At 60.4% G+C, this 12,884-nt stretch carries 8 protein-coding genes; all 8 read left to right on the top strand.

Annotated elements, in window-relative coordinates:
• The first annotated feature begins 13 nt into the window (after positions 1–13).
• The 8 genes from NFW30_RS07635 to NFW30_RS07600 all read left to right on the top strand — a co-directional run bounded on the left by NFW30_RS07635 (position 14) and on the right by NFW30_RS07600 (position 12,884).
• The gene (locus NFW30_RS07635) at positions 14–1,699 is read left to right on the top strand and encodes a hypothetical protein (protein ID WP_295353292.1); all 1,686 of its coding nucleotides are present in this window, start codon (positions 14–16) and stop codon (positions 1,697–1,699) included.
• Positions 1,656–2,882, top strand: a complete 1,227-nt coding sequence (locus NFW30_RS07630; protein WP_295353294.1) for an ABC transporter ATP-binding protein — start codon at positions 1,656–1,658, stop codon at positions 2,880–2,882. The genes NFW30_RS07635 and NFW30_RS07630 overlap by 44 nt, the downstream gene beginning before the upstream one ends.
• 77 nt (positions 2,883–2,959) lie before the next feature.
• Positions 2,960–4,099, top strand: a complete 1,140-nt coding sequence (locus tag NFW30_RS07625; RefSeq protein WP_295353296.1) for an ABC transporter ATP-binding protein — start codon at positions 2,960–2,962, stop codon at positions 4,097–4,099.
• A gap of 12 nt (positions 4,100–4,111) precedes the next feature.
• A complete protein-coding gene (locus NFW30_RS07620) occupies positions 4,112–4,897 on the top strand; it encodes an ABC transporter permease (RefSeq protein WP_295371953.1) in 786 nt (261 codons plus the stop codon).
• 60 nt (positions 4,898–4,957) lie between these two features.
• Positions 4,958–7,600, top strand: coding sequence for a glycosyltransferase (locus tag NFW30_RS07615; RefSeq protein ID WP_295353301.1), 2,643 nt, complete (start codon positions 4,958–4,960; stop codon positions 7,598–7,600).
• Positions 7,601–7,767: 167 nt separating this feature from the next.
• Positions 7,768–9,669, top strand: a complete 1,902-nt coding sequence (gene asnB / locus NFW30_RS07610) for an asparagine synthase (glutamine-hydrolyzing) (protein WP_295353302.1) — start codon at positions 7,768–7,770, stop codon at positions 9,667–9,669.
• A gap of 16 nt (positions 9,670–9,685) precedes the next feature.
• The gene (gene asnB, locus NFW30_RS07605; RefSeq protein WP_295353305.1) at positions 9,686–11,581 is read left to right on the top strand and encodes an asparagine synthase (glutamine-hydrolyzing); all 1,896 of its coding nucleotides are present in this window, start codon (positions 9,686–9,688) and stop codon (positions 11,579–11,581) included.
• A gap of 7 nt (positions 11,582–11,588) precedes the next feature.
• The gene (locus NFW30_RS07600; RefSeq protein ID WP_295353308.1) at positions 11,589–12,884 is read left to right on the top strand and encodes a hypothetical protein; all 1,296 of its coding nucleotides are present in this window, start codon (positions 11,589–11,591) and stop codon (positions 12,882–12,884) included.

Here is a 12,884-nt window from a genome sequence, read left to right as displayed (position 1 = left end):
GAAGGAAGACTGCTTGAGTCCGTACCATCGCCTCGTCAGACGCGCCGCGCGTGCCGGCGTCGGCCTCGTTCCCGATGAAGTCAAGGAAGCGCTGAAGAACAGGCTGAGCGCGTCGTTGAAGCCGGACATCAAGGCCGAACTCGAACTCGAGATCCGGGCCCAGCTCAAGGCCGAGCTGAAGGCCGAACTCGAGTCCGAGCTGAAGGCCCAGCTGAAGACCGAGCTGGAGGCTGAACTGAAGACCGGACTGAAGGCGGAACTGCTGGCGTTCGTGGGCTTTCTGCACGATCTTCCGCGTCGCGTCGAGGCCTTCCGCGTCGCGGTTGGCGCCAAGGGATCAGCGAACGTCCCGGGCGCAGATCGCCATGCCCGCGAACTTCGCCGCGTGGTCCGCTCAAGTGCCGGCCTGACGGCCGATCCGCCGGCCCCCCCCGCAGCGAACGACTTGCTGGCGGAACTTGCCTTTCTCCACAGCACTGCGCACGCACTCAGGCCGGCGTTCGCTGCGCTGGCATCCTGCCGAGTGCTTTTCTGCGGCCAGTCCTACTACAACGTGTGGTATCTCTCGCGAGCCCTGCGTCCGCTCGGGTGGAAGGCCGACGTCTATAACTGGGACACCAACCCGACCAACTGGATTTACTACCACGGCGAGGATTTCCACCTCGGCGGCAATATCGCGTTGAGTCTCGAAGGGGAACTGGATTTCTACCTTTCCGCCCTGTATGGCTACGACGTCTTCCATTTTGCCAACGCCCACGGCATTGCCTTCGGCTGGAATGTCCAGTCGGCTGCAGCGCGGCGCCTGGGAGAGAACGGAGAAATCCATCTTCTCAAGGCACTCGGCAAGAAGCTGGTCTATTCGCACAACGGCTGCCTGGACGGTGTTTCGCAAACAGCCTTTTCCAGATGGGGGCCGGAGCCAGTCTGCTCCATCTGTCGCTGGCAGCATGAGCCGACCGTGTGCAGTGACGATCGCAACCTCGCCTGGGGGTGGTTCAGGAACTCCGTAGCCGATTATCAGTGCACTCTGGGCGGCAACCGGGTTGATTGCAACGACGATCCCAGGGTCCATGAGGTCCCGGAATTCTATTGCCTCGATCCCGGATTCTGGCATCCGGAGATCGAGATTCCGGAGCAGTACCTCCTGCCACCACTGCCGGATGGCGGCGTGCGTCTTTATCACGCGGTCGGGCACCGGGACGAGCGGACCCGCAGCGATGGAGTCAACATCAAGTCCACCCACGTTTATCTTCCCCTGCTCGAGCGCCTGCGTGGCGAGGGTATGATGCTCGAGCTGATCGAGCCAACCGGCATTCCCAACAAGGAAGTCCGTTTCCTGCAGGCGCAGGCCGACATCTTCCTGGACATGCTGACCTTTGGCTGGTTCGGCGCCAATGTCCGTGAAGCGATGATGCTGGCCAAACCGGTCATCTGCTTCATCCGTCCCGAATGGCTCGAGAGCGTCCGCGAGGAACTCCCCGAGTACGCCGAAGAGCTGCCGATCATCAGCGCCACCCCGAACACGGTGGAGGCCGTGCTGCGCGAGCTCATCGCCGACCCCGGCAAGCGGCGTGAGATCGGTCGGCGCAGCAGGGATTTTGCCGTCAAATGGCATTCCGCCGCGGCAGGTGCAACGCGCATGGACCAGATTTACCGTGCGCTGCTCGCAGGCGATTCCCTCGTGCGAGAAAGGCACTGAGCACAAGATGCAGCAGCCCTGCCGCGACTTTGCCTTGCGCTGTGTCCATCTCGGCAAGAGCTTTGCCGTGCACCGCGAGCAGCGCGTCTGGCGCCTGCTCCTCGGCATGGAGACTCACCGCAAGGGGCCGGTGGTTGAGGCTCTGCGGGATATCTCCCTCACTGTTCCACGCGGGAAGATCGTTGGGGTCATCGGCCGCAACGGTGCGGGAAAGAGTACCCTGCTCCGCCTTCTCGGCCAGGTCTACACGCCGACCACCGGTAGCATCGAGATCAACGGGCAGATTGCCGGCCTTTTCGAACTGGGCGGCATGGGAAATCCGAACCTCACCGGTCGCGAGTACGCCATCCGCTACCTGCAGTTCATGGGCGTCCCCGGCGCTTCAGTCGCCACCGTTCTGGACGATATCGCCGACTTCTCGGAGCTCGGCGGTGCCTTCGATCAACGAATTCGCACCTATTCGTCGGGAATGGCGGCGCGGCTTTACTTTGCCGTGGCCACTGCTTGCCAGCACGAGATCTACCTCATCGACGAGTTGCTGTCGGTTGGCGACGAACACTTCCAGGCCAAGTGCTGGCGCAGGATGCGCGAGCGCTTGCTGAACGGCGCCTCCGGTGTTCTCGTCACGCACGACTGGACAGCCATCGTCAAGCTCTGCGAGCAGGCCTGCGTCATCGATGAGGGCCGCTTCTCGTTTGTCGGGTCCAGTGACCTCGCGGTCGTGCGCTATCTTGACCTGCCGGTGCCTGAAGCCAGAGCTGCACGATTTCCGGACACGATCCCGCAAGAGTTCGTCCTGGAATCCGGTGAAGACTCGTCCGTCACAGTACCGGTCGAGGTTCTGGAAGATCTGCCGGTCGAGCTCGCCATATCGGTAGAGATGTTGCGCATCGGCATTGGTTGGGAGATCGTCATCCTTTCCGAGTACCACGCGGTAGGTGACAAGGCCGGACGCTACACGGTAGTGTTCACAATCCCGGCATTGCCGCTGGCTCCGGGCAGGTATTCCCTGAACCTGTTCCTGGCTCGGCGCGCATTGCCAGGACAACGCCACAGGGTCGGTCTTGATTGCCGATCCTGGACCTATGGCAACGGCTTGGCCTTGCGTATCGAAGGCAGACCACTCCCAGCCGCGGTCACTCTGCCTTTCAGGGTGCAGGCCATTCCGGCGGAGGTTGCGTGAGCCTATACGTCGAGTTGCAGCAAGTGTCCAAGGTATTCCCCGTCGCCAGCTCGGCGACCGGCGAGCTGGTCGCGGCCATGGCGCGCGACGCCGAGCACGACAGTGTTCCCGGCGGCAAGGTCGCGGTGGACCGGCTCAGCCTGAGGATCGCCGAAGGAGAGCGCCTCGGCATCATCGGCCGCAATGGCGCCGGCAAGTCGACCCTCCTGCACATGATTGCCGGCATCGCCGAGCCGACCGCCGGAACCATCCGGATCAAGGGAAGGGTGACCTCGATCATGACCCTGGGCGTGGGCTTGCGCGATGACTTGAGCGGACGCGAGAACATCTACGTCGATGGCGAGATCCAGGGCAGGTCGCGAGCCGAAGTAGACGAGGTGATCGGTCAGGTCATCGAGTTTTCCGAACTGGGCAAGTTCATCGATTATCCCGTACGCACGTATTCCACGGGGATGAAGGCGCGACTGGCATTTTCGATGATCACCCACATCGACCCGGAAATCCTGATCATCGACGAGGCTCTCTCGGTGGGTGATGCTTCGTTTTCGGCAAAGGCCACCGCCCGCATCCTTGAAATCTGCGCCCGCGGCAAGATCGTGATCCTGGTTTCCCATGGCATGCAGTCGATCCGCGACATCTGCAACCGCTGCATCTATCTCAGGGATGGGCAGGTCGTGCTGGACGGGTCTCCGGAGGACGTGACCAGGGCCTATATAGACGAGGTTCGCGGCGAGGACGAGGCCGCCCTGATGGGACGGTTTGCCGCGCATGTCGGCAAGCGCTCGTATCGGGCGGGCAGCGAAATTCGGCGGGTTGCCCTGCTCTCCGGAAACAACCGGGAGGCATCGGTACGGGTGGAGGCGCGCGAGCGCTTGCGCATCCAGGTGACCGGTCGGGCCGGGGCCTGGCTGGATGACGGGTTGTGCCGTCTGCGAACTTTCCGGCTGGATGAGCTGCTCGTGTTCGAGCAGGATTTTCGACTTGGCGATTTTGCAGACGAGGCTGGCGAGATCGGCATCGAGATCGAGTTCGCTCCGCTGGTGCTGGGCGCGGCGATCTACCGTCTCGACGTCCTGTTCATCGATGGTCGAGGCAGCGCAGGGGAAACGATCGCGGATTCGTCGACGGTATTCGAGGTTTACACATTGACTCCGCCCGTGGGCGGGAAGCCGATGCTCTATTACCCTGTTGCGGCCACGGCGGCCAGTGCAGCTTAGGAGAAGCGCATTTTGTACGGTTTCAACCGATTCGATTGCAGGTTGATGGTCAATCTGTTCAGGATGACCGTGCGCGACCGCTATCTCGGGTCATCGCTGGGCAGCTTCTGGGCGATAACCAATCCGCTCTTCATGCTTGCGCTTTTCACCTACGTGTTCGGCTTTGTCTTCAAGGTCCGCCTGCCGGGCTCGGAAACGACGCTGGCCTACGTGATCTGGCTGATCAGTGGTTATGGGCCATGGATCGCGATGACGGAAGCCATCACGGGCGCGACGAACTCGGTGATCGGCGCTTCCGGTCTGGTCAAGAACATGGCGTTCAAGACTGAACTCCTGCCGATTGCCGGAACCCTGGTCGGCCTGATCAATCTCGCGGTGAGTCTCGTTTTTCTCTTCGTGCTCCTGATCTGGTCAGGAAGCACGATTTCCTGGCATGTTCTCTTGCTGCCGGTGGTGGTGATCCTGCAGTTTGCATTTGCGGCAGCCCTCGGCATGTGGTTGTCGGCCATCGCAGTCTTCATCAGGGATGTGGTGCAGATCCTGCCCACGTTGCTCACGGCCCTCATGTTCATGACACCGATTTTTTACCCATTCGAGTCGATGCCGGCGATCATCCAGAAGGTATCGGTTGCAAATCCGTTCTACCAGATTGCGGAGGGCTATCGCGCGACTCTGCTTGAGAATCGGGTACCGGATGTGCTCGGCCTCGGCTATGTCACTTTACTGTCGGCAGTGATATTTCATTTTGGCCTGCGTGCGTTTCGTCGGGCGAAGGGGGCTTTCGATGCGGCGATGTGAAGCTGTACTTCCCGAACGGTCGCGTCTCGAGAACCTTCACGAAAGAGGGTGGGTGGAGTCATGATCGAGTTGTGCAAGCACTTCGACGCCGTAGTCATGCTGACCTGGTCGGACTGGGCGACCGAACCGCGCAGCAACCGTTACCATTACGCGACCCGTTTTGCCAGACACCTCCCCGTGCTTTTTGTCCAGAATCAACGTTCGGCTGACGGCGGAATTCGTGTCACCGGAAGTGGCATCCCGAATCTCGATGTCGTCGATGTTTCTGCGCCTCTCCTCCCGGACCAGACAAGGGATCTGAAGACGCTCATCCGCTACCGTGGCTTCAAGCGACCGCTGATCTGGATCTACGATTCTGTGAATTATTGGCCGCTACTTGATCGGCTGCCGAATCATTTTCGCGTCTACCACGCCACTGAGGATTATTTCCGCATGGAGTCCGAGACAGGCGACGGACACCTCTTCCTACGTGACCAGTTGCAGCGCTTGTTGGTGGAGACGGATCTGGTCGTTGCCGTTACCGAACGCGTGCTGCAGAACATCTGCGTTGACGGCGGCTATCGTGGCGCATCGATCGTCGCAGAGAATGGATGCGATTTTCAATTCTTTGAACGGTTGAAGATCGGCCGCGAGAAGGCTGCGGACGCTGAAAAACCGACTGTCATCTATCAGGGTGGCGTCAACAGCCGTCTTGACTATGACCTGATCGTTTCACTTGTCCGGAAGCTGCCGGAGTTCGAATTCAGGTTCTTCGGCCAGATCGTCGAATCCGAAGGCGTGCAGCATCTGCGCAGCTTTCGCAATTTGCGTCTGTACGGTTCGGTCTCCCCCGAAACTTTTGGTGAGGAGATGCTGAAGGGGATGGTCGGGATCGTGCCCTTCCTGCAGAATGAACTGATCTGGAACTCCCTGCCACTGAAGGTCTTCGAGTATGTAGCCTGTGGATTGCCGGTCGTGTCCATTCCCATCCAGGCGCTCGAGAAGTATGGACATGAAGACGACATCATTCGCTTTGCAACGACTGCGGACGAGTTCGCGGCCTCGATACGTGCGCTGGCGAAAGTCCGGAACGAACCGGAGCGCGTTGCACGCGGCGAGCAGTTGGCGCGCTTGAGTTCCTACGATGCTCGCTTCGAGGGCGTTGTGGCGGCTATTGTCGCCAATGCGGATGCCCGACGTCGAAGTGCGGAGCCGCTCAATGTCGCGCTGCTGTATGACCCCGCGTCCAGTCATGTCGGGACTGTTCGCGAGCATCTCGAGGCGTTTCGGCGTCACTCCAGGCATACGTACACCTTCGTCCCGGCCGTTGCTGGCGGGAGAGTCCTGCGGGCCAACGCTGAACGCAGCCCGATTGATTTGTCGCTGTTTGATGCGGTCGTTGTTCACTATTCTATCCGGATTTCCCTTCAGTCGCATCTGGCGGAAGATTTCGCTGTTGCACTCGATCAGTTCAATGGCCTCAAGGTGCTTTTCATACAGGATGAATATGACTCTGTTGAATGCACCAGGCAATGGATGGATCGCATCCAGTTTGACCTGGTTTACACTTGCGTTCCACTGGATGAAAGCGACAAGGTGTACCCGTCCTCGCGCTACCCCGCGACCGATTTCCTGCCGACGCTGACCGGGTACGTTCCGGAATCAGCCAACATCGATCGCTTTGTCAGGCCCTTGGGTGAAAGACGGCTGGCCTTCGTCTACAGGGGGAGGGAATTGCACCCGATCTACGGGCGACTTGGACACGAGAAACTGATGATCGGTGTTGAAGCGCGTCGCCGCGCCGAGGCGATGGGAGTCCCGGTGGACATTGCGTGGGACGCCGAGTGTCGAATCTATGGAGATGACTGGTATCGTTTCCTTGCTTCCGGACGGGCCACGCTTGGGACGGAGAGCGGCTCAAACGTCTTCGATTTCGACGGATCGTTGGTGGCGGAGATCGAACGCCTGAAAAGGAAACGCCCCGAGATGTCCTTCGACGAGATCTGGGAGCGCCTTCTCAAGCCGCACGAAGGCCATGTCCGCATGAATCAGATTTCACCGAAGATCTTTGAGGCGATCCGCCTGCGGACGGCACTGGTTCTCTTTGAGGGCGAGTATTCCGGTGTGGTCCGGCCGGACATCCACTTTATCCCTCTGAAGAAGGATTTCTCGAATTTCGAGGATGTGGTTGCCAAGGTCATGGACGACAATCTGATCGGCCAGATGACCGAGCGTGCGTTCAGTGACGTGATTGCTTCCGGGACATATTCCTATCGGAGCTTCGTTGACGGCGTCGACAGGGATATCCAGGAGCGATGCCCGCGTCGCAGGAAAAGGAGGCTGATGTACGGTACCGTTTATGTAATGGACGACGACGGTCTCGCCCGACAATGCCTGCCGGTGATTCCCTTGGCGCTGCCATGTTCTGCTGACGTCCTGGATAACCGCGAGCCGCTCAAACGATTGCACGAGCTTTTTGATCCAGTGTCTGGCCAAGTCGCGGCCTCCAGCGCCCGTGGCTCCACCTCAGGCTACGCCGGCACTGCCGAGAAACAAGGGGCGGTGATTCGGCGTCTGATTATACGAGCAGGAATTCCCGCAGCAAGGGCACTTCACAAAGCTGTGCAACGCCATCCGAAAATGAGCGAGGCGACGCGCTGGCTGTATCGTCAATTGCCAGAGAGAATCCGGTTGAAGGTGAGAAAGAGGGTGTTCCCCGGGTAACGCGAAAGCTCTTGCGGCGCAGCGCATTCGCCAAGGTCAGTCAGGTTGTTGCCGATGGGAGTAACTGAGCGGACTCGACGTCAAGATGGATTTTCATGGATTGGCTGCAGCACTTGTCCGCACGGGTATTGATGCGAGCCATGTTCTGATCGAGGAGTGTCGTTGAGATGTGCGGCATCGTTGGGGTGATATCGCCTGCGCTCCCGGTTCGCGATGACTTGTTGTCTGCCATGCGTGACCGGTTGCGCCATCGCGGCCCGGATCATGGTGCCAACTGGTTTCGTTCCGGCGGCAGGGTGGGTCTTGCCCATCGCAGGCTGTCGATCATCGATACGACCCATGCAGCGGACCAACCGATGCAGCGCGGCAGCGGCCGCCTGTGCATAGCGTTCAACGGGGAGATCTATAATTACGTCGAACTCCGGGACGAACTAATTCGCCTCGGTCACACGTTTCACACGCGCAGTGATACGGAGGTGCTGTTGGCGGCACTGCAGGAATGGGGTGAATCCGCCTTGCTCCGTTTGAACGGCATGTTTGCGTTCGCGCTGTGGGACGAGCTTTCGCGCAGAATGATGGTGGCGCGGGATCGCTTCGGGGAAAAGCCGCTCTTCGTCGGCCGCGGGCGACTGAGTACGGTTGTCGTTGCTTCGGAAATGAAGGCGATACTCGCTCATCCATTGATGGCGTGTTCCGTAGATCCCGTTGCGCTCCAGCGCTTCGGCACCGGCACATGGTATGAAGACGACCGCACGACCTTCTTCGAAAATATCGAGCGTTTTCCACCTGCTCATGCAGCCTGGTTTCGCGAGGACGGGTCGGAAGAGCGGCGGTGGCGTTACTGGACGCCTGACTATACCCGGATAGATGATGGCTTGAGTCCTCGCCACGCCGTCGAGAGATTCGCCGATCTGATGCGGCGCAGCGTGAGCATGCGGCTGCGTGCCGACGTTCCGGTCGGGTCAAGTTTGTCCGGTGGCCTGGACTCCTCGGTAATCGTTGGCTATCTCGGGCGAGAACGAAGCGATTCCAGCTTTACGCAGAACACTTTTTCTGCGGTATTTCCGGCCGACCCGACAATGTCCGAGGACAAGGAGATCGATGCGGTGGTCACGCACACCGGGGTGGCCTCCTACCGGGTCAGCCCGGACCCCTTGAGGCTGATCGAGGAATCGAGACTTCTGCATTGGCATCAGGAAGAGCCGTTCCTTTCGGCTTCGATCTATCTCCAGTGGTGCGTGGCGAGGCTGGCACGGCAACACAGCACCACCGTCCTGCTGGACGGGCAGGGCGCCGACGAACTCCTAGCGGGCTATCAGTTCTACTTCCGTCAACGGCAACTGGACATGCTGGATGCCGGGCGTACCTCGCTGGCATTGCGCGAGTCCGCCAAGTTCAATCGGCGGCTGCGGGTTGCCAGCGAACAGTACGCGGGCGCGCAACGCCGGTTCAATGCTTCCGTCGCGTACTCTGAGCAGGAGTTGCGAAACATGGGAAAGCCTCTGGAGACGGTCTTCCATGGCGAATACGATGTGGGCGTATCTCTTGCCAAGCCGTGTTTCCGATTGCGGCGAACCTTGTCCGAAGCGTTGTTGTACAACAGCTTGCCAATGCTGTTGCGTTATGCGGACCGGAATTCGATGGCGTTCTCGCGTGAGGTGAGGCTGCCGTTTCTGGATTACGACCTGGTGGATTTCTGCATCAGCCTTCCGGATCACTACTACGTGAGGAACGGCTGGCAAAAGTGGGTTCTCCGGATGGCGGCAGGCAAGTCAATTCCGAAGTCGATTCGCTGGCGGGCGGACAAGGTCGGTTACGCGGCGCCTCTGGATCACTGGCTTCGGGCCGATCTTTTGGAATGGGGACGCGAAAGGGTTTTCGACAGCTCACTTCGTGCCGTCCCTGGATATGAGCTCGGGGCGGTCGAGTCGCTTTGGCAGGAGCATCAGGATGGCGTCGCGAACCACTCATGGGCGCTGTGGCGGTGGATCAGTCTTGCGGAGTGGAAGGCGATCTATCGGGCCGGGAATTGGCGAGGCGGCTTCGTCAGTCATCCTCCTTTGAACTGATTTTGGGCGAAAGCGTATGTGCGGTATTTTCGGGTTCGTAAGGGATGTGCCAGCAAGCTCGTCCAGGTTGGCAGTTGAAGAGCTCCGGCTGGGGATGGAGCGAATTCGGCACCGTGGGCCGGATGGTTCAGGCAGCTGGGTGTCCCCGGACGGTCAGGTCGGCCTTGGACACGTCCGGCTGGCAATCATCGACCTCGAATCCGGGGCGCAGCCGATGCACAGCGACGATGGACGTTTCACGATCATCTACAACGGCGAGATATACAATTATCTGGAACTCCGTGCGGAACTCGACGAGGAATCCTTTCGCACGCGGTCCGATACGGAAGTCGTGCTCCGTGCCTTTCAGCGCTGGGGGGTCGAGTGCGTCAAGCGCCTGCGCGGCATGTTCGCTCTGGCCATCTGGGATGCTTGTGAACAGAGGCTCTTCCTGGCCCGCGACCGCTTCGGCATCAAGCCCCTGTACTGGGCCCGGACCCCGGAAGGATTCTATTTCGCTTCCGAAGTCAAGGCGCTGCTGCCGTTTCTCGGGCGACGCAGTGCCAGCCAGGCGGCACTTTCGGACTATTTCACGTTTCAGTTCTGCCTTGGCGACAAGACGCTCATGGAAGGCGTCTGGCAACTGCCAGCCGCGCATTGCGCGTTTCTCTCGCCCGGGCAGGAACAGATCGTTCGTCGCTACTGGGAAGTCCACTACGACATCGATTACGATCATACCGAGCGCTGGTTTACCAACCGCCTGATCGAGCTGCTGTACGACTCGGTTGCGATGCACCTGCGGGCTGACGTCGAGGTCGGCAGTTACGTGAGCGGCGGCGTTGACTCGAGCCTGCTGGCAGCGCTCGCTCGCGAAGCCAGGCCGGATGGCCCGTTCAAGGCGTTCAACGGGCGCTTCCTGGATGGTGTGGACTTCGATGAGTCGGGCTACGCCAGGTCCCTGGCCGATGAACGAAACATGGAACTCTTTGTTGCCGACATCGGTGAACAGGACTTCGTCGACCACATTGCCAAGGTCATCTGGCACCTTGATCAGCCGGCAGCTGGCCCAGGGTCGTTTCCGCAGTACATGGTGTCGAAGGAGGTCGGCAGGCACATCAAGGTCGTGCTTGGGGGACAGGGCGGCGACGAGATCTTTGGCGGTTACGCCCGTTACCTCGTGGCCTACTTCGAGCAGTGCATCAAGGGGGCGATCGAGGGAACGCTGCACAGCGGCAATTTCCTCGTCACCTATGAGTCGATCATTCCCAACCTGGAGACTCTGCGGCAGTACAAGCCGATGCTGCGGGAGTTCTGGGCAAGTGGCGTCTTTGGCGAACGCGACGAGCGCTACTGGCGTCTGGTAAACCGCGCCAATACCTTCGGGACGATCATTGCGCCCGAGGTTCTCGACCAGCGCGCGACCTTCGACGAGTTCAGGAGCATCTTCTGGGGCAGCAATGTCGGCAAGGAGTCGTACTTCGATTCGATGACCCACTTTGATTTCAAGACCTTGCTGCCGGCACTGCTGCAGGTCGAGGACCGCATGAGCATGGCGCACGGGGTCGAGGCAAGAGTCCCGTTCCTCGACCATCCGCTGGTCGAGTTTGCCGCCACCATCCCGGCGGACATCAAGTTCCGCAATGGTGAACTCAAGCGATTGCTCAAGGCCGTCTTCGCCGATCATCTGCCCGTCGCGATTCGCGAACGGAGGGACAAGATGGGCTTCCCGGTTCCGCTCAATCAGTGGCTCAGGCGCCGCGGACCGACACGCGACCTGATCGGCGACATCTTCGGTACACAGGCAGCCCGGTCGCGTCCCTATCTGAACGGGCCGCTGTCGATCGATGCCGTGCTCGATTCACAAAGCACCTATGGCCGGAACCTGTGGGCCCTGTTAAGCCTGGAGCTATGGCACCAGCAGTTCATCGATTGAAACGGGAATGAGCCGCCTGAACATTCTGGTGTTGCATCGACTGGGGAACCCTCGTCTGGCCCCCAGCTTCCTGTGTCACCATGTATTCGCGCTGCGCGACGCTTTTCCCGAGCACAACTACCTCTATCACGATACGGAACTGCCGCTGCCCGACTATGTGCGGGATGTCGCTTTCGATGCCATCGTTCTCGATGTCACTTTCCTCTGCATTCGCTGGCTGCCTGCGGCCACGTTCCAGAACATCAGGGAGACCTACAGCTTCGTCGGCAACAGCGGCGCACTGAAGCTTGCCTTCCCGCAGGACGAGTACGACTGCAACGAACTCCTCGACGACTGGCTGTGCGACTGGCAGGTCGACGTGGTGTTTTCGGTGATCTCCTCGCATTGGCAAGTCCTGTATCCCCGCTACCATCGCCAGGGTTCGATCCGTCTGGGCTATACGGGCTACGTTGACCAAACCCTGCTCGCCAGGGAGGCAAGGCCGCTCTCGTCCAGGCGCATCGATATTGGCTACCGGGCGCGCAGGCTGCCGCCGTATTTCGGCAGGATTGGCGTGACGAAATGGGCAATTGGTGAACTGGTGGAACCACTCGCCAGGCGTGCCGGCCTGACCACCGACATCGTTCTCGGAGACCAGGGGACCTTGCTTGGACCGCAGTGGCTCGATTTCCTCGGTGATTGCCGTTTCACCCTGGGTGCCAACAGCGGCAGCAGCCTGCTCGACCCGCGCGGGGAGATTCAGGCCGCTGTGCGGGCTTACCTGCGGAGCCATCCGGGTGCCCCTTTCGAGGAGGTCGAGGCAAACTGCTTTCCCGGCCTGGACGGACGCTACGCTTTCACCGCCATTTCGCCGCGCGTCCTGGAAGCGGGCTTGCTGGGCAGCTGTCAGATCCTGGTGGAGGGTGACTACAGCGGCATCGTCAGACCATGGGAGCACTACATTCCGATCCGCAGCGATGCCACCGATTTTCCGCAGGTGCTGGAGGCGCTGCGCGACCGCCAGCTCGTGGCGCGGCTGGTCCGGAACTGTCGCGAGACGATCCTCGGCAGCAAGGAGCTGCACTACGGGCACCAGGCGGCGACCGTCATCGGGCTGATCGAGTCCCACCGGGCCAGGAAGGCCACGGCGCCCGATCCCGACGCCGTGCAACGGACCATCCGTCGTTATCAGGAGGACATGCAGCCGACGTACCGGAAGCACTGGCGCCGACAGTCGTTCAGGCGCACGCTGAGCCGCTTCGTCGATCGCTCGCCGACGGTCTCACGGCTGGCCAGAGGTGTCTGGTCGAAGCTCAGAGGATAG

It is taken from the genome of Accumulibacter sp., assembly GCF_023806635.1.
GTDB lineage: Bacteria > Pseudomonadota > Gammaproteobacteria > Burkholderiales > Rhodocyclaceae > Accumulibacter.
This window is presented reverse-complemented; position numbering and strand designations above follow the sequence as displayed.

Bases quoted from the DNA above. Each gene is read 5' to 3' on its own strand.
- NFW30_RS07625 (WP_295353296.1), top strand. From the start codon at position 2,960: ATGGCGCGCGACGCCGAGCACGACAGTGTTCCCGGCGGCAAGGTCGCG.
- NFW30_RS07615 (WP_295353301.1), top strand. From the start codon at position 4,958: ATGATCGAGTTGTGCAAGCACTTCGACGCCGTAGTCATGCTGACCTGG.
- asnB (WP_295353302.1), top strand. From the start codon at position 7,768: ATGTGCGGCATCGTTGGGGTGATATCGCCTGCGCTCCCGGTTCGCGAT.
- asnB (WP_295353305.1), top strand. From the start codon at position 9,686: ATGTGCGGTATTTTCGGGTTCGTAAGGGATGTGCCAGCAAGCTCGTCC.
- NFW30_RS07600 (WP_295353308.1), top strand. From the start codon at position 11,589: ATGAGCCGCCTGAACATTCTGGTGTTGCATCGACTGGGGAACCCTCGT.